This is a genomic window from Streptomyces sp. NPDC005262, from assembly GCF_042872425.1.
Classification (GTDB): Bacteria; Actinomycetota; Actinomycetes; order Streptomycetales; family Streptomycetaceae; genus Streptomyces.
In genome coordinates this window covers 750,780-766,977 of sequence record NZ_JBIAKK010000001.1, presented here as the reverse complement: position 1 = coordinate 766,977, position 16,198 = coordinate 750,780, and the positions used below count along the sequence as shown (strand labels likewise).

The 16,198-nt window shown below is 69.8% G+C and carries 16 protein-coding genes; 7 read left to right on the top strand and 9 right to left on the bottom strand.

The annotated features are described in order from the left end of the window. Positions 1-8 precede the first annotated feature (8 nt). On the bottom strand, positions 9-1,214 hold the full coding sequence (gene rocD / locus ACFYP5_RS03375) for an ornithine--oxo-acid transaminase (RefSeq protein WP_389030735.1): 1,206 nt from the start codon (positions 1,212-1,214) through the stop codon (positions 9-11). A gap of 869 nt (positions 1,215-2,083) precedes the next feature. Between rocD and trpS the strand changes: the two genes are divergently transcribed. Further along, a complete protein-coding gene (gene trpS, locus ACFYP5_RS03370) occupies positions 2,084-3,097 on the top strand; it encodes a tryptophan--tRNA ligase (RefSeq protein ID WP_389029924.1) in 1,014 nt (337 codons plus the stop codon). A gap of 112 nt (positions 3,098-3,209) precedes the next feature. After that, the gene (locus tag ACFYP5_RS03365) at positions 3,210-3,800 is read left to right on the top strand and encodes a 2'-5' RNA ligase family protein (protein WP_389029921.1); all 591 of its coding nucleotides are present in this window, start codon (positions 3,210-3,212) and stop codon (positions 3,798-3,800) included. Between the two features lie 59 nt (positions 3,801-3,859). On the opposite strand, the gene ACFYP5_RS03360 is transcribed toward ACFYP5_RS03365, so the two are convergent. Together ACFYP5_RS03360 and ACFYP5_RS03355 are read right to left on the bottom strand one after the other, a co-directional pair. Next, a complete protein-coding gene (locus ACFYP5_RS03360) occupies positions 3,860-4,615 on the bottom strand; it encodes a decaprenylphospho-beta-D-erythro-pentofuranosid-2-ulose 2-reductase (RefSeq protein WP_389029918.1) in 756 nt (251 codons plus the stop codon). A gap of 79 nt (positions 4,616-4,694) precedes the next feature. After that, entirely contained in the window at positions 4,695-6,044 is a 1,350-nt protein-coding gene (locus ACFYP5_RS03355) for an FAD-binding protein (protein WP_389029915.1), read from the bottom strand. 175 nt (positions 6,045-6,219) lie between these two features. On the opposite strand from ACFYP5_RS03355, the gene ACFYP5_RS03350 reads away from it, so the two are divergent. Further along, positions 6,220-7,149, top strand: coding sequence for a YihY/virulence factor BrkB family protein (locus ACFYP5_RS03350; protein ID WP_389029912.1), 930 nt, complete (start codon positions 6,220-6,222; stop codon positions 7,147-7,149). Here the strand turns inward: ACFYP5_RS03350 and ACFYP5_RS03345 are convergent. Beyond that, a complete protein-coding gene (locus tag ACFYP5_RS03345; RefSeq protein ID WP_389029910.1) occupies positions 7,097-8,557 on the bottom strand; it encodes a serine hydrolase in 1,461 nt (486 codons plus the stop codon). The two genes, ACFYP5_RS03350 and ACFYP5_RS03345, sit on opposite strands and share 53 nt — an antisense overlap. Here ACFYP5_RS03345 and ACFYP5_RS03340 point away from each other — a divergent pair. The 3 genes from ACFYP5_RS03340 (at position 8,496) to ACFYP5_RS03330 (ending at position 11,930) form a co-directional block, all read left to right on the top strand. Further along, a complete protein-coding gene (locus tag ACFYP5_RS03340; RefSeq protein WP_389029907.1) occupies positions 8,496-8,741 on the top strand; it encodes an SCO4848 family membrane protein in 246 nt (81 codons plus the stop codon). The genes ACFYP5_RS03345 and ACFYP5_RS03340 overlap by 62 nt on opposite strands. Positions 8,742-8,813: 72 nt before the next feature. After that, positions 8,814-10,100, top strand: coding sequence for a metallophosphoesterase (locus ACFYP5_RS03335; protein WP_389030733.1), 1,287 nt, complete (start codon positions 8,814-8,816; stop codon positions 10,098-10,100). 276 nt (positions 10,101-10,376) lie between these two features. After that, complete coding sequence (locus ACFYP5_RS03330; RefSeq protein WP_389029904.1) at positions 10,377-11,930, top strand: ABC transporter substrate-binding protein; 1,554 nt, start codon at positions 10,377-10,379, stop codon at positions 11,928-11,930. Positions 11,931-11,955: 25 nt separating this feature from the next. On the opposite strand, the gene ACFYP5_RS03325 is transcribed toward ACFYP5_RS03330, so the two are convergent. The 4 genes from ACFYP5_RS03325 to ACFYP5_RS03310 form a co-directional block, all read right to left on the bottom strand. Then, positions 11,956-12,657 (bottom strand): TetR family transcriptional regulator, encoded by a 702-nt coding sequence (locus tag ACFYP5_RS03325; protein ID WP_389029902.1) that lies wholly within the window; start codon positions 12,655-12,657, stop codon positions 11,956-11,958. A 38-nt stretch (positions 12,658-12,695) separates the two neighbouring features. Next, a complete protein-coding gene (locus ACFYP5_RS03320; protein WP_389030730.1) occupies positions 12,696-13,136 on the bottom strand; it encodes a thiol-disulfide oxidoreductase DCC family protein in 441 nt (146 codons plus the stop codon). Next, the gene (locus tag ACFYP5_RS03315; protein WP_389029899.1) at positions 13,133-13,567 is read right to left on the bottom strand and encodes a hypothetical protein; all 435 of its coding nucleotides are present in this window, start codon (positions 13,565-13,567) and stop codon (positions 13,133-13,135) included. Before ACFYP5_RS03315 ends, ACFYP5_RS03320 begins: the two co-directional genes overlap by 4 nt. A 67-nt stretch (positions 13,568-13,634) precedes the next feature. Further along, positions 13,635-14,873: an MFS transporter gene (locus tag ACFYP5_RS03310; RefSeq protein WP_389029896.1), complete on the bottom strand. Its 1,239-nt coding sequence runs from the start codon at positions 14,871-14,873 to the stop codon at positions 13,635-13,637. Positions 14,874-14,960: 87 nt separating this feature from the next. Here ACFYP5_RS03310 and ACFYP5_RS03305 point away from each other — a divergent pair, with 87 nt between their 5' ends. After that, on the top strand, positions 14,961-15,470 hold the full coding sequence (locus tag ACFYP5_RS03305) for a MarR family winged helix-turn-helix transcriptional regulator (protein WP_389029893.1): 510 nt from the start codon (positions 14,961-14,963) through the stop codon (positions 15,468-15,470). Between the two features lie 102 nt (positions 15,471-15,572). On the opposite strand, the gene ACFYP5_RS03300 is transcribed toward ACFYP5_RS03305, so the two are convergent. Beyond that, positions 15,573-16,196: a hypothetical protein gene (locus tag ACFYP5_RS03300; protein ID WP_389029890.1), complete on the bottom strand. Its 624-nt coding sequence runs from the start codon at positions 16,194-16,196 to the stop codon at positions 15,573-15,575. Between the last annotated feature and the right edge of the window lie 2 nt (positions 16,197-16,198).

Below are 16,198 nucleotides of genomic sequence, written 5' to 3'. Positions count from 1 at the left end.
CGGCGGCGTCAGCCGCGCAGCACCTCCCGCAGTTGCTCCAGGCCCCAGTCCAGGTCCTCCTTGCTGATCACCAGGGGCGGGGCGATCCGGATCGTCGAACCGTGGGTGTCCTTGACCAGTACCCGGCGGTCCATCAGCTTCTCGGAGATCTCCCGCCCCGTGCCATGACCCGGGGCGATGTCGATTCCCGCCCACAGCCCGCGGCCCCGCACCGTCTCCACCGCGCCGCCACCCACCAGCAGCCCCAGCTCCTGGTGGAGGTGGTCGCCCAGCTCTGCGGCCCGCTGCTGGAACTCGCCGGTGCGCAGCATCGCGATGACCTCCAGCGCGACCGCGCAGGCGAGAGGGTTGCCGCCGAACGTCGAGCCATGCTCACCCGGCCGGTACACCCCGAGCACCGCGGCCGACGAGACCACGGCCGACACCGGCACCACACCGCCGCCCAGCGCCTTGCCGAGGACATACATGTCCGGCACGACGCCCTCGTGCTCACAGGCGAAGGTCTTGCCCGTCCGGCCCAGACCCGACTGGATCTCGTCCGCGATGAAGAGCACATCCCGCTCGCGGGTCAGCTCACGCACCCGCGGGAGGTAGCCGGGCGGCGGTACCAGCACCCCGGCCTCGCCCTGGATCGGCTCCAGCAGCACCGCCACGGTGTTGTCCGTCATCGCCGCACGCAGCGCGGTCAGGTCCCCGTACGGCACGATCTCGAACCCCGGCGTGTACGGGCCGAAGTCCATCCGCGCCTCCTGGTCCGTGGAGAAGCTGATGACGGTCGTCGTCCGGCCGTGGAAGTTGTTCGACGCGACGATGATCTTCGCCATGCCGTCCGGGACGCCCTTCACCCGGTAACCCCACTTGCGGGCGGTCTTCACCGCGGTCTCCACGGCTTCCGCCCCGGTGTTCATGGGCAGCACCATCTCCATGCCGCACAACTCGGCGAGCTGCGCACAGAAGTCGGCGAACCGGTCGTGATGGAAGGCGCGCGAGGTCAGGGTCACCCGGTCCAGCTGTGCCTTGGCCGCCTCGATCAGGCGTCGGTTGCCGTGGCCGAAGTTGAGCGCCGAGTAACCGGCGAGCATGTCGAGGTAGCGCCGGCCTTCGACATCGGTCATCCAAGCGCCTTCCGCCGAGGCGACGACGACCGGAAGCGGGTGGTAGTTGTGCGCGCTGTGCGCCTCGGCGGAGGCGATGGCGGTTTCCGTGGTCGACACGGGATCTCCGTTCGTCGTGCGGCGTGGGCCGGGGTGGTGCCCACTTTGTATCGTCGGTCGGATCTCCGGGGAGGAAACCTTCAATCCATGGCGCGCCCGTGAGATACCGCAGTCAGAGGTCCAGGAGCTCCTGCCGTGGGCCGCTCTCGCGGCCGCCCCAGCCTCCGCCTCCTCCGCTGTCACCGCGCTTCCGGGCTGCCAGGTGTCGCAGGGCCAGAGCGAGCGCCGCCCCGCCACCAGCCCGGGTACGGCCCACCACACGCCGTCGTCGAAGCGGCCGGCGGCGCCGGCGGCCCTGGCGGTGTCCGCAGAAGCCGGCGGCGCAGCGGACGGGGAAGTCTCCGGTTCCGATGCGAGGCCGGCCAGCGGGTCCATCGGGGCGGACCTCTTCTTGTTGTCCCAGGCCTGTGGGAACAACCTCGCACAGGCGTCCTGGTTGTTCGTCTTCCCCATCAGTCCGAGCTCCGTGAACAGCTTGACCAGCCGCGCCGGATTCTTGGCCCGCAGCTCGTCGAGCGCGGCCGTCAGCAGCGTCCGCCGCTCCTCCGCGAGCGCCGCCACCGCCGGATCCGCCCGTGTGGGCGCGCACGAGCTGCGCGTATGCCTCCGCCTCCCCGGCGCGCACACGAGCGATCACCGCAGCCTCGGCCTCGGCAGGTGCTCTCGCCGCCGCTGCGGCCCGAGTCCCGGCCTGCTGCCCGGCCCGCCCCTCGACCTGCCCCTCGGCACGCCCGGGAGCGCGGTCCGTACCCCCGCCGTCGACGGCGCGACCCCCCTCCCAGCCCCTCTGCAGGGCCCCCTCCTGCGTCCTCACACCTTTCATACACCGGCTGCCGGAGATCGGTTCCGTACCTGAGACAATGAGTTTCATGGCCTCTGAACGCCCCCGCGTGCTCTCCGGAATCCAGCCCACCGCAGGCTCGTTCCACCTCGGCAACTACCTCGGTGCGGTCCGCCAGTGGGTGGCGCTGCAGGAGTCCCACGACGCCTTTTACATGGTCGTGGACCTGCATGCGATCACCGTTCCGCAGGACCCCGTCGAGCTTCGTGCGAACACCCGCCTCGCCGCCGCGCAGCTGCTCGCCGCCGGGCTCGACCCGGAACGCTGCACGCTCTTCGTCCAGAGCCATGTCCCCGAGCACGCCCAGCTCGGCTGGGTGATGAACTGCCTCACGGGCTTCGGCGAGGCGTCCCGGATGACGCAGTTCAAGGACAAGTCCGCGAAGCAGGGCGCCGACCGCGCCACCGTCGGCCTCTTCACCTACCCGGTCCTCCAGGTCGCGGACATCTTGCTGTACCAGGCCAACCAGGTCCCGGTCGGCGAGGACCAGCGTCAGCACATCGAGCTCACCCGCGACCTCGCCGAGCGCTTCAACGCCCGGTTCGGTGACACCTTCACCGTCCCGGACCCGTACATCCTCAAGGAGACGGCGAAGATCTTCGACCTTCAGGACCCGTCGTCCAAGATGAGCAAGTCGGCGGCCACCCCGAAGGGGCTGATCAACCTCCTCGACGAGCCGAAGGCCACGGCCAAGAAGGTCAAGAGCGCGGTCACCGACACGGACACGGTCATCCGCTTCGACCGCACCGGGAAGCCGGGCGTCAGCAACCTCCTGACCATCTACTCCACCCTCACCGGGTCCGGTATCGCGGATCTGGAGCAGAAGTACGAGGGCAAGGGCTACGGTGCGTTGAAGACCGACCTCGCAGAGGTCATGGTCGAGTTCGTCACACCGTTCCGGACCCGCACCCAGGAATATCTCGACGACCCCGAGTCGCTGGACTCGATCCTGGCCAAGGGTGCGGAGAAAGCCCGGGCGGTGGCCGCCGAGACCCTGGCGCTGACCTACGACCGGATGGGCTTTCTGCCCGCGAAGCACTGAGTCCAAGGACCCTGGCGGGACAGTGGCCGCAGGCGGCACACTGGCGACGGGAGACCGACTCCGGTGACGGCGCGAAGCCGGCCATCGACCTTCGAAGATTGAGGAGAACGACGTGGGGACCGTAACGCTCGGCGTTTCGATCGCGGTCCCGGAGCCCTACGGCAGCCTGCTCCAGGAGCGGCGCGCGAGCTTCGGGGACCCTGCCGCGTACGGCATTCCCACCCACGTCACCCTTCTCCCGCCGACCGAGGCCGAGGCGGCCGACCTGCCCGCGGTCGAACGGCATCTTGCCCAGATCGCGACCGGCGGCCGCCCCTTTCCGATGAGGCTGTCCGGGACGGGGACCTTCCGCCCCCTGTCACCGGTCGTCTACGTCCAGGTCGTCGAGGGCGCGTCGGCGTGTGCCTGGCTGCAGAAGCGGGTGCGGGACGCGTCCGGCCCGCTGATGCGCGACCTGCAGTTCCCGTACCACCCGCATGTGACCGTGGCGCACGACATCGCCGAGGAGGCGATGGACCGGGCGTACGCGGAGCTCTCCGACTACGAGGCGTCCTGGACCTGCGGCTCCTTCGCGCTGTACGAGCAGGGTCCGGACGCCGTCTGGCGCAAGATCAACGAATTCCCGTTCGGGGCGGGGGGCTCTGCTCCCGCGGTACCCGCGCAGGGCGGCTGCTCCGTGGACGCGCCGTCCCTGCGGCCCTGACGCCGCTGGTGCCGGCGGACCGCGCTGCCGCGGTCCGCCGCGCCGCTTGACGGTGCCGCTCAGACCGGAAGACGCCGGAACAGCGGCCGCGGCACATGGCGCAGCGCCGACATCACGATCCGCAGGGCCCCCGGTACCCACACCGTCTCCGAGCGCCGCCGCAGCCCCGTCACGATCGCGTCGGCGACCACCTCCGGGCTCGTCGCGAGCGGTGCCCCGGCCGTCCCCGCCGTCGTCCCCGACCGTACGGAGCCGGGGCGTACGACCATCACGTGCACCCCGGTGCCGTGCAGGGCGTCGCCCAGCCCCTGGGCGAACGCGTCCAGTCCCGCCTTGCTCGATCCGTAGATGAAGTCGGCACGGCGGGCCCGCTCGCCCGCCACCGAGGACAGCACCACCAGCGATCCGTGCCCCTGTGCCTGGAGTGCGCCGGCGCACACCAGACCGGCGGACACGGCCCCCGTGTAGTTGGTCTGGGCGACCCGTACCGCGGAGAGCGGTTCCTCCTCGTCGCGCTCCTGGTCCCCGAGGATGCCGAACGCGAGCAGCACCATGTCGATGTCGCCCTCGGTGAAGATCTTGCCGAGGGCGGTCTCGTGGGACTCGGAGTCCAGGGCGTCGAAGTCGACGGTACGGACGTACGCGCCCAGAGCGCGCAGTTCCGCCGCGGCCGACTCCAGTCCGGGCGAGGGGCGTCCGGCCAGCCAGACCGTGCGGGTGCGGCGGGCGATCAGACGGCGCGCGGTCGCCAGCCCGATCCGGGACGTGCCACCGAGCAGGAGCAGGGACTGCGGGGCACCGAAGGCGTCCTTCATGAAAACACTCCTAGCGGGGGCGGCGGACCGCGAGTTGGTGAGAGGCGGGGGGAGGAGAGCCGGCGGGCGTAGCACGGGCTCAGAGCGCGAGGCGGCGGGACAGGTCCGAGCGGAACGCCCCGCTCGGGTCCACCTCCGCGCGCAGCGCCCGGAATTCGGGCAGTCGCGGATACATGGCGGCCAACGTCTCGGGGCGCAGCCTGGAGTCCTTCGCCAGGCAGACGCGGCCGCCCGCCGCCGCCACCTCGTCGTCCAGCCCGTCGAGGAAGCGGGCCAGGCCCGGCAGGGCGGCAGGCAGATCGAGGGCGAGCGTCCAGCCCGGCATCGGGAAGGACAGCCAGCCCGGATCACCGTCCCCGAAGCGCTTGAGCACGGCGAGGAACGACGGGCAGCGGCGCTGCGAGATCAGCCGGACGATGCGGCGCAACGCTTCCTCCTGTCCGTGTCCGACGACGAACTGGTACCGCACGAATCCGCCGCGGCCGTAGACCCGGTTCCAGTGCGGTACGGCGTCCAGCAAGTGGAAGTACGTGGACAGCTTCTGGAGTTCACCGGTGCGGAACTTGGGGGCTCTGCGGTACCAGAGCTCGTTGAACAGGGCGACCGAGGTACGGCCGAGCAGTCCGTCCGGTACGAACGCAGGCGCCGCGGGCAGCCGGCCGGGGCGGAACATGAGCGGCGTGCGCCGGTCGCGCGCCGGGAGCACATGCAGGGGTGCGTGCTCCCCGCGGGTGAGTACGGAGCGCCCGGTCGCCCGGCCGCGGGCGAGGAGGTCGATCCAGGCGGCCGAGTAGCGGTAGCGGTGGTCGGAGGCGGTGAGCCGGGCCATCAAGTCGTCCAGGTCGACGGTCCGTTCGGTGTCGACCGACATGAATGACGTCGCGACGGGGTGGAACCGGAGCGTGGCCGAAAGGATCACCCCGGTCAGTCCCAGGCCTCCCGCGGTCGCGTCGAAGAGGTCGGTGCCGGGCCGCACCGTCCGGATCGTGCCGTCGGCGGTGAGCACCTCCATGGCCCGTACGTGTCGGGAGAAGGAGCCGGAGAGGTGCTGGTTCCTGCCGTGGATGTCGGCGCCGATGGCGCCGCCCACCGTGACGTAGCGGGTCCCGGGGGTCACCGGCACGAACCAGCCGAGCGGCAGCAGCACTTCCATCAGCCGGTGCAGGCTCACGCCCGCGTCGCACACCACCAGGCCGGCCGCGGCGTCGATGGTACGGATCCGGTTCAGCGCGGTCATGTCGAGTACGGAGCCGCCCGCGTTCTGCGCCGCGTCGCCATGGGCCCGGCCGAGGCCACGGGCGATGGAACCCCGGGGTCCGCAGCCGCGTACCGCGACCGCCGCCTCCTCGTACGTACGTGGGCGGAACCGCAGTGCGGTCGTCGGGGCGGTGCGGCCCCAGCCGGTCAGGGACACGGTGTCGACGGACATGGTGGTGACCGTATCGCCAGGGAAAACACCTTTGAGGGATTTGTTACAACACTCACCGAAATGGGTGTTTGAAAGGACGTCATCCATTCAGGATGCGAACCGTCCGCCGCCGACCGGAAGAGTGCAGCGAGGACCGCCCACCGGTTTTTCGCGCCCAGGAGGGTACGCGCACGTCATGGACTGGCTGAAGAAACTCCCCGTCATCGGGCCACCCGTCTCGTGGTTGATGACGACGCACGCCTGGCGCTCGTACGAAACGCTCGACCGGGTCCACTGGGCCAGGCTCGCCGCTGCGATCACCTTCATCAGCTTCCTGGCGCTCTTCCCGCTGATCGCGGTCGGCGCGGCGGTCGGCGCGGCGATGCTCTCCACCGAGCAGCTGCACAAGATCGAGGACAAGGTCGCCGAGCAGGTGCCCGGCATCTCCGACCAGCTCGGCATCGCCGGTCTGGTGGCCCACGCGGGCACGGTCGGGCTGGTCGCGGGTGTGCTGCTGCTCCTCACCGGTGTCGGCTGGATCGGTGCGATGCGCGACTGTCTGCGCGCGGTCTGGGAGATGGACGACGTGGACGAGGGCAATCCGGTCGTCCGTAAGCTCAAGGACGCCGGACTGCTGGTCGGCCTCGGCGGGGCGGCGCTCGTCACCCTCGCCGCCTCCACGGCCGGCTCCACCGCGGTCGGCTGGACCGCCCGCCTGGTGGGCATCTCCGACCAGGGGGCCGGCGGGGTGCTGCTGCAGGTCGCCGCCCTGGGGGTGGCGGCCCTGGCCGACTTCCTGCTGCTGCTCTATCTGCTGACGCTGCTGCCCGGCGTCGAGCCGCCGCACCGCCGGCTGGTGACGGCCGCGGTGATCGGCGCGATCGGCTTCGAACTTCTCAAGCTGCTGCTCGGCAGTTATATGAAGAGCGTCGCGTCGAAGAGCATGTACGGCGCCTTCGGCGTGCCGGTCGCCCTCCTGCTGTGGATCAACCTCACCGCGAAACTGCTGCTGTTCTGCGCCGCCTGGACGGCGACGCCGAGCAGGCCGCACACGAAGGAGGGCGCCGGGGACGTCAGCGGCGAGGAAGGCGGCGCACCAGGTCCGGCAGCGGCCAGCGCCGGTTGACCAGGAACACCCCGCCGGCCAGCAGCACCAGGACTCCGCCGATGATCCCGAGGGCGATCCCGACCCCGCCGGAGCCCGCACCGGCCGCGGCCGCCCTGGTGGTGCCCGAGCCGTGCTTGACCTCGTTCGTCGCGCCGTTGGCGCCGGTCGTGCTCTGTCCGCCGCCCGATTCCATGCCCTTGCCCGTTCCGGTCTCCGCGGACTTCGGGGGGACCAGTTCGCCGACCGGGGTCACCTTGCCGGCCGCTTCGAAGCCCCAGTCGAGCAGGCTCGCGGCCTCCTTGTAGACGGCGTGGCTCTCTTTGGACTTCGGGTTCATGACGGTGACGAGCAGCACCTTGCCGTTGCGTTCGGCGACACCGGTGAAGGTGTTGCCCGCGTGAGTGGTGTAGCCGTTCTTGACGCCCGCGATGCCCTTGTACGGCTCGACGCCGACGTCACCGGTGAGGAGCCGGTTGGTGTTCTGGATCTGGAAGGCCTCGCGCTTCTTGCCGGCCTTCTTCTCGCCGGGGAACTCGGCCGTGGCGGTCGAGCAGTACTCGCGGAAGTCCTCCTTCTGCAGTCCGCTGCGGGCGAACAGCGTGAGGTCGTACGCGCTGGAGACCTGGCGGGGGGCGTCGTAGCCGTCGGGCGACACGACGTGTGTGTCGAGGGCCTGCAACTCGTCGGCGTGCTCCTGCATGGCGGCGACGGTCTTGGGGACGCCGCCGTACATCGAGGACAGCACATGCACCGCGTCGTTGCCGGAGCGCAGGAAGACGCCGAGCCACAGGTCGTGGACCGTGTACGTCAGCTTCTCCTTGACCCCGACCAGGCTGCTGCCCTCACCGACATCGGCGAGATCCTGGTTCGTCACCTTGTGCTTCAAGGTCTTCGGCTGGAGCTCAGGCGCGTCCATGACCGTGTCCGCGAACAGCATCTTCAGCGTGGAAGCCGGGGGCAGCCGCCAGTGCGGGTTGTGCGAGGCGAGCACCTCGCCGCTCTCCGCGTCCGCGACGATCCAGGACCGTCCGGTGAGGTCCTTCGGCAGCACCGGGGCGTCGGGCCCCAGATCGACCTGGGTGCCGACGAGGCCGAGCCGCTTGCCACCGACCTTCGACATCGGGGCGGTCGGCTTCGGATCGTCGGTGGTGTCCTTGCTGACCGCCGACGCGGGGTCGACGACAAACGTGGACAGCAGGACGGCAGAGGTGACCGTCAACACGGTCTTTTTCAGAGCAGGCACGGTCGGAAACGTACAGGCAGATGATGTGCAGGGGGATGTGGACCGCCGGACCGGCCAACCGGACCGCCAGGACAGCCCACCCCGAGCGCCCCGGCCGGAGCCCGGTGGCGATACTGGATTCATGAAGCTCACCCGGCCCGTCTCCTGGTTCCTGCTCGCCTTCGGGCTGTGGAGCTGGTGCATTTGGGTCACTTTCGCCAAGAATCTCTGGAAAGACGGCAGTGGACTTGCCTTCGACGACGCGGGTGACCCGACTGCGTACTTCTGGGTGCATCTGCTGCTCGCCATCACGTCCTTTCTTCTGGGGACGGCGGTCGGCGTGATCGGGTTGCGCGGACTCAGGGCTCTGCGACGCGAACGTGCATAACCGGCCGCACGGCAACCGGACATAGGCGTACGAAACACAGACGTGCGGAACCCAGGGGGAGCGCAAGTGGCAGTGGTCTTCGTTCCGGTGGCGATCGCGGTCCTCGCGCTGCTGGTCGGCGTGCACCGCTATGTGTGGCGTCGGCTTGTCGGTGACACGACGACGCCGGGCAGCGCGCTGCGCCGGGCGGGCACCGTGGCGGCCTGGCTGCTGCCGCTGCTGAGCATCGGTGCTCTGGTCGCCGGGCGCGCGGGCGCACCGTTCCGGCTGCAGCAGACGCTGGCCTGGCCGGGCTTCCTCTGGCTGGCGGCGCTCCTGTATCTGACGCTCGCTCTGCTGGTCGGCGAGGCGGTGCGGCCGGTTCTGCGGTGGGTGCTCGCGCGCCGCGCGGCGGATGGCGGTACGGCCGGCAGGGCCGGGAGCGATGCGGCTGAAATGGGCTCATCTCCGGCTGAAGCGCCCGCGAGTGGGACCCCTGCACCCCCGGCCACCCTCGTCGTCGAAGCCCCCGCCCCGCCGTCCGTGGCCGTCCACCCGTCCCGTCGTCTGTTCGTGGCGCGGGCCGTAGGCGGCGCCGCCGCCGTCGCCGGACTCGGGACCGTCGGATACGGGACCTACGGCGTGCTCCGCGGTCCGCGCGTCAAGCGGGTCACCGTCCCGCTGGCCAAGCTGCCCCGGTCCGCGCACGGTTTCCGGATCGCCGTCGTCAGCGACATCCACCTCGGGCCCATCCTGGGCCGCCCCCACACCCAGCGGATCGTCGACACGATCAACCGGACCCAGCCCGATCTGATCGCTGTCGTCGGCGATCTCGTCGACGGAACCGTCGCCGACCTCGGCCCGGCTGCCGAACCGCTGGCGGGCCTGACCGCCCGTCATGGGGCTTTCTTCGTCACCGGCAATCACGAGTACTTCTCCGGTGCGGCCCAATGGGTCGATCACGTAAGGGAATTGGGGCTTCACCCGCTGGAGAACGCGCGGGTCGAGATAGACGGATTCGATCTGGCCGGGGTCAACGACGTCGCCGGGGAGAGCGAGGGGCAGGGGCCTGATTTCGAGCGAGCCCTCGGTGACCGGGACCGTACCCGCGCCTCCGTCCTCCTCGCCCACCAGCCCGTCGTCATCGACGACGCGGTCGCGCACGGGGTGGACCTCCAGCTCTCCGGCCACACCCATGGCGGCCAGCTCTGGCCGGGCAACTACCTTGCCGAACTGGCCAACCCCACGGTCGCCGGGCTCGAACGCTACGGCGACACCCAGTTGTACGTCTCACGGGGCGCGGGTGCCTGGGGGCCGCCGGTGCGGGTCGGTGCCCCCTCCGACATCACCGTCGTACAGCTCGCCTCCCGGCAGGCGTAGTCGCGGACGGAGCCTCACCGGCGCGCCACCGCACAGCCGCACCGCACCGATGTGCCGCGGGACCGCATCGGCGGGTGCGCGGCACAACCACACAGCATCTCCATCTTTTTCGGCCGTTCGACTCATCAGAGGTTTCAACTGCCAAAGAAATGGCTAAGAGGTGCGGATTCCCTCTTCCAGATGTGAAAATCGTGTGATTGGCTGGGTTCGCGCATGTGGTGATGTGCGTTTCTGAGCACATCTGCCCGGGTGGGGCTGGTAAGGGAGAGCACGGCAATGCGGTCGATCCGGGTACGGATTCTCGCGATTCTCGCGGTTTTGGTCATCGCAGGCGTCGGCGCCTGGCAGTTGCTTCCCTCGGACGAGGTGAACAAGGATCCGATCACGGTCGGCACGACGGACGAGGTGACCTCGCTCGACCCCGCCGGTGCCTACGACGCCGGTTCCTGGGCGATGTACAGCAACGTCTACCAGTCCCTCATGACGTTCAAGTCCGGGGCGATCGTCCCGGAGCCGGACGCCGCCGAGAGCTGTGGGTTCATCGGTCAGAAGCTGCAGACGTACCAGTGCAAGCTGCGCGACGATCTGACCTTCGCCAGTGGCCGGAAGGTCACCGCCGCCGATGTCGAGTACTCCATCGAGCGCATGATGAAGATCAAGACGGACGTCGGCCCCTCGGTGCTGTTCCCCAGCCTGAAGAACGTGGTGTCCGAAGGCCGCACGATCACCTTCAACCTCTCCTCGCGCGACGCGACCTTCCCGCAGAAGCTCGCCACCGGGGCCGGTTCGATCGTCGACCGCGACCAGTACCCGGCGGACAAGCTCCGCACCGGGAACTCGGCCGACGGCTCGGGGCCGTACATCCTGAAGTCGTACGAGCCGGGCACCAAGGCCGAACTGGTCCCGAACCCCAAGTACAAGGGCGCACTGAAGGAGACCGGAGTCCCGGTCGACGTCCGCTACTACAAGCAGTCGGACGATCTCCTGGCGGCCTGGAAGTCCGGGCAGGTCGACGTGACGCACCGGCAGCTGCCGCCCGCCACGCTCGCCGACCTCAACCCCGGCGACCCCGACATGCACATCACCGAGGCGGACAGCGCCGAGATCCGCAACATGGTCTTCAACGTGCGCCCCGGGGCACCGCTCGCCAACAAGAAGGTCCGGCAGGCCATCGCGTCGATCATCGACCGCGGACCGCTGGTGACCGACGTCTACAAGGGCACCGTCGAGCCGCTCTACTCGCTGATCCCGCAGGGCTACATCGGGCACAGCACGCCGTTCTTCGACGACTACCCGACGCCCGACCCGGCGCGTGCCAGGAAGCTGATGGAGGAGGCCGGGGTACAGATCCCGCTTCACATCAACTTCGCCTACCGCGCCGACGACGCGTACACCAAGGAGACCGCCGAGCTGCGCCGCCAGCTGGAGGCGGACGGACTGTTCAAGGTCTCGGTCAAGGCGGTGGAATGGCAGGCGTTCCAGAAGGGGTACGCGGCGGGCAAGTACGACGCGTACACCGTCGGATGGCTGCCCGACTATCCGGACCCCGACACCTTCAGCCAGCCCCTCGTCGGCCGCGACACCAGCCTTCACAACGGCTACACCAGCAAGAAGATGGACCAGCTGATCTCGGCCACGCTGCAGTACAGCGACCGCAGCCGCACCGCGGGGGACTTCAGGGACCTTCAGGCCCTGGTCGGCGAGGACGTGCCGCTCGTACCGCTGTGGCAGAAGAAGGATTACGTCGTCAGCACGACCGAGGTCTCCGGCTCCCAGTACCTGTCGGACGGCACAGGCATCTGGCGGCTGTGGGAACTCGACTGGATCTAAGGGCTGCCCCGGGATCCGCCGCCGGTCACCCGGCCGTCCCGGGCAGGAACTCCGTCAGTACGTCGTGGACCTGACGCACGAGCGGTCGCAGCACCCGGAACCGGGAGAGCGCGATCGCTCGTGCGCCGATCGGGGCGGTGCGTTCGACGAGACGGCGGCTGCGCTCGGCGCCCTCCGTCCGGTCGTACACCCAGAACAGCACCAGACCCATCTGTATCAGCCACATCAACTGCGGCAGTTCTTCCGCCATGTCGGGGTCGGTCTTGGTGCTGGAGCCGGCCAGACACCGTTCATGGATGGAGATCGCCGCCTCCCGGGCTGCGACCGACTCCTTCGAAAACGGGGAGAGGGGGCTTTCCGGGTCGGCGGCGTTCTTGAAGAACTGGGCGGCGAAGCGGTGGTACGGCTCGGCCACGTCGAGCCAGCTGAGCAGCACCCCCCGGATGCGTACGGCCAGATCCTTGTCACCGGCCAGGACCGGCTGGACCGCCGCCTCGTGCTCGGCGGCGAGCCGGTCGTAGAAGCCCTGGACGAGGTGTTCCTTGCCGGCGAAGTAGTAGTAGGCGTTTCCGACGGAAACCCCGGCCTCCTGCGCGATGGCCCGCATCGTCGTCTTGTCGTAACCGCGTTCCTCGAAGAGCCGGAGCGCAGTTTCGAGGATGAGTGTGCGGGTCTGCTCGCTCTTGGGAGCCTTGACTTCCTTCACGTCCTTCACTTCCTTCACCACGCCCCCGAGGGTATCCGCCCGGACCAGGGGATGTGCGCCTAGCCTTCGAGGTCCGGGACCTGGCAGGCCTCGTCCCCGGACCCGCACGGTGCGGCCGTCATCGACCGGTACTTCGCGGCGGCCAGCACCGACGCCCGGGCGAACGGCAGGCCCGCCGGAGTGGCCAGCCAGTGGGCCTTCGGCCGGTGTTCGGCCAGCGCCCAGAGACAGACGATCCAGGCGGAGGTCCCGCGGTAGATCTGCCCCCGGTCGCCGATGACGGTGATCTCGGCGAGCGTCCCTGCGTGGTCGAGTCCGGGGAAACGGCGCCGCGCCTCCTCGGAGGCCGCCGGGACGAGATCGAGCGGGACGAGCTGACGCTGCTTCATCAGCCAGTGGCGCAGATGGACGCAGAGCGAGCACTGCGCGTCGTAGAGCACGGTGAGCCGCTCGACGGGCGTCGGGCGCCCGTCGAACGGGGCCGTGGCCTGCCCGGTCACCGGCCGGTGGCGGGTGCGGCCCACGGGCCCTGGCCGGTGGGGCCCGTCCAGCCCTGCGGCGGTACGGGCGGGGTCTGCCCGCGCTCCATCAGCCCGCGGCGGCGGATCTTGTTGAGGACGTAGACGTTTCCGAGGTGCATCACTCCGAGGACGAGCAGGACGACGCCGACCTTCACCGAGAGCGCCTCGAAGAGCCCGCGGGCGTCGGCGACCGCGTCGGAGCTCTTCAGGTAGAGGGTGACGAAGCCCAGGTTGACCAGGTAGAAGCCGACCACCAGCAGGTGGTTGACGGCGTCGGCGAGCTTCTCGTTTCCGTGCAGGACGTCGGCGAGGAAGACCTTGCCGTTTCGGCTCAGTGTGCGGGCGACCCAGACGGTGAGCGCCACGCTGATCAGCAGGTAGATGACGTACGCGACAACAGTGAGGTCCATGCCCCACCCTCCCTTGAACGCGTTCAAAAGCTGGTGTCATGGACTGTAGACCTGTATTTGAACATGTTCAAGCGGGTACTCCGGGGTGGTCCTTCCGTGCGGTCCCGGACTTCGCGGCCGACGCCTTGAAGCGCCGTACGCCCGGTACCGCCGCGGTGGCCAGACAGGCTGTGCCGACCGCCACCGCGGCGACGGAGAGCGGGACTTCGGCCCCCCAGGCCGAGGCGGCGAGCGGGGCCAGGGCGTAGCCGAGCGGCATCGCGGCGAGGGACAGCAGCCAGTCGTACGACGTCACGCGGGCCAGCGCGTGCGCGGGCACGGCGGACTGGACCGCGGTGTCCCAGACCGGGCCGAGGAAGCCGAGCCCCGCCAGTGCGATGCCGTAGGCGGCGATGGTCAGCGCAGCCGGCGCACCCGCCGCGAGAAGACCGAGCGGGAGCGCGTAGGTGGCGAGTCCCAGGTTGGCGACCAGGACCGGGCGGCGCGGGCGGGCGCGGCCGGCCAGCAGCGAGCCGAGCAGCAGGCCGATCGCGCCGGTCTGGAGCAGGGCGATCCAGACGGTCTTGCCGCCCATCTCCCGTACGGCGAGGGCCGGGCCCAGGGTCATCAGCACGGCCGCCGCGCCGTTCCAGACCGCGTGCGCGATCAGGCTCGTCCAGTACCAGTCGCGGCCGCGGACCTCGCTCCAGCCCTCCTTGAGGTCGCTGAACACCGATCGGTGCGGGATCGGCACGTGCCGGACCTTGATGGCGGACAGCAGCGCGGCGCTCACCGCGAAGCTCGCGGCGTCCAGCACGAAGGCCCAGCCCGGACCCGCGGTGAGGATCAGAGTTCCGCCGAGCGCGGGTCCGGCCACCCGGGTCGCACTGTTCACGACGGCCATCAGGGAGTTGGCGCCCAGGAGGGCCGGGGCCTCCACGGTTCCGATGATCAGCGGCGACGAGGTCGGCATGGCGAACGCGCTCGCCGCCCCGCCGATCGCCTCGGCGACGGCGATCTGCCAAAGCCGGGGCGCGCCGCCGAGCAGCTCCAGCCCGACGAAGAGCTGGGTCGCGCACCGTACGAGATCGGTGGTGAGTGCGACCGTACGGGCGTTGAAGCGGTCGCCGACCACGCCCCCGAGCGGCAGCAGGATCAGCTTGGGCACCATCGCGCACGCCAGGACCAGGGCGAGGGCGGCGGTCGAGCCGGTGGCCAGGTAGACCGCGAGCGAGAGTGCGGTGGGGATGGCGGCGTCGCCGAGGAGGGAGAGGGTGCGTCCGATGAAGAGCAGGCGGAAGGCGCGCGTGCGCAGGGGATGCGGCATGCGCAGGAATCTATTTCGGCACCGAACTTTTCGTCAACGAAATATCTGACTCCGAAGTAATCGAGGCTCCGGGCGTACCCTTTCCTCATGGAGCGAAGCGACTGGACCGACGGACATGTGGAGCGGTGGAAGCCTGTGCTTCCCGACCTCGATCCCGATGTCGAGGGTGCGGTGACCCGCATGAAGAAGCTCTCGGTCCATCTGCGCCGGGTGCGCGAACAGTCCCTGATCGACTTCGACCTGGACCGCCAGGAGTTCGACACGCTCCACAAGCTCGCCGGACGCGGCGGGAGGGCGGCCCCCTCCGAGCTCGCCGCCGACCTCGACCTGGCCCCCGCCTCCGTCACCGGCCGGCTGGACGCGCTCGAGCGGCGCGGCTTCGTGCGTCGTACGCCGTCGACCACGGACCGGCGACGGGTCAACGTGGAACTCACCGAGGAGGGCCGCTCGACCTGGCTCGGCGCGATGGACTTCCTCGGCCATGAGGAGTACCGGCTGCTCGGTGTCCTCGACCGGGACGAACGCACCCTGCTCAACGACATGTTGCGGCGCATCATGGTCGTCGCGGAGGACCGGGACGACGCACGGTGGGACTGAGTGCCGCCGGCGCCCACGCCGCCTGAACGGCTCCGCGTCGCGACGCCGGCAGGGGCGTTGCCGGTGCCCGGCCCCGCCCCCCGTTCGTCTCCGTACCGACCGTCAGATGCTCATCGAACGCGCCGTGTTGATCTGGGCCATCACCATCTGGAAGGTCTCCGGGCCGGTCGCCGCGATCATCGTGGAATGATGCCGGCCGCCGCTGGTCACCGAGACCTGGATGAAGCCGGTCGTCTTCTTCTCCTTCATCAGGAGGAAGAGCAGCCCGATCAGGCAGAGCAGGGCGAAGACGATCGCGAGCACGATCGCGACCGTCGGGATCTTCTCCTCGGTGCGCGACATGTCGGTGGCCGTCCACACCGCGCCCTTGAGTGGCATCGTGCCGGACGGGGTCACGATCGAGTCGTTCATGACGGTGATGTCACCGAACGACAGCATCGGCGCACCGCCGCCGGGACCCGCACCCTGCTGCGGCGGGAAGCCGTAACCGGGCAGGGGCGGCTGGACGGCCGGCTGGTTCGCGTTCGGGTAGCCGTATCCGGGGCCCTGCTGGGCCGCGGAATCGGGCAGCTGCTGTGGGTAGCCGTACGTCGGCGTGCCCGCGCTCGGCGTGCCCGCACCCGGGTAGCCGTACCCCTGGGCGTCCGGGACGGTGGGCGGATTGCCCGGCTGCTGGGGAGGTCCCCACTTGTCTGAGTCGTCCGCGTACGGATTCGGATCGCTCAACG

Bases quoted from the DNA above. Each gene is read 5' to 3' on its own strand.
- ACFYP5_RS03350 (WP_389029912.1), top strand. From the start codon at position 6,220: ATGGACTGGCTGAAGAAACTCCCCGTCATCGGGCCACCCGTCTCGTGG.
- ACFYP5_RS03315 (WP_389029899.1), bottom strand. From the start codon at position 13,567: ATGGACCTCACTGTTGTCGCGTACGTCATCTACCTGCTGATCAGCGTG.
- trpS (WP_389029924.1), top strand. From the start codon at position 2,084: ATGGCCTCTGAACGCCCCCGCGTGCTCTCCGGAATCCAGCCCACCGCA.
- ACFYP5_RS03330 (WP_389029904.1), top strand. From the start codon at position 10,377: ATGCGGTCGATCCGGGTACGGATTCTCGCGATTCTCGCGGTTTTGGTC.
- ACFYP5_RS03310 (WP_389029896.1), bottom strand. From the start codon at position 14,873: ATGCCGCATCCCCTGCGCACGCGCGCCTTCCGCCTGCTCTTCATCGGA.
- ACFYP5_RS03340 (WP_389029907.1), top strand. From the start codon at position 8,496: ATGAAGCTCACCCGGCCCGTCTCCTGGTTCCTGCTCGCCTTCGGGCTG.
- ACFYP5_RS03305 (WP_389029893.1), top strand. From the start codon at position 14,961: ATGGAGCGAAGCGACTGGACCGACGGACATGTGGAGCGGTGGAAGCCT.
- ACFYP5_RS03360 (WP_389029918.1), bottom strand. From the start codon at position 4,615: ATGAAGGACGCCTTCGGTGCCCCGCAGTCCCTGCTCCTGCTCGGTGGC.
- ACFYP5_RS03355 (WP_389029915.1), bottom strand. From the start codon at position 6,044: ATGTCCGTCGACACCGTGTCCCTGACCGGCTGGGGCCGCACCGCCCCG.
- ACFYP5_RS03345 (WP_389029910.1), bottom strand. From the start codon at position 8,557: ATGCACCAGCTCCACAGCCCGAAGGCGAGCAGGAACCAGGAGACGGGC.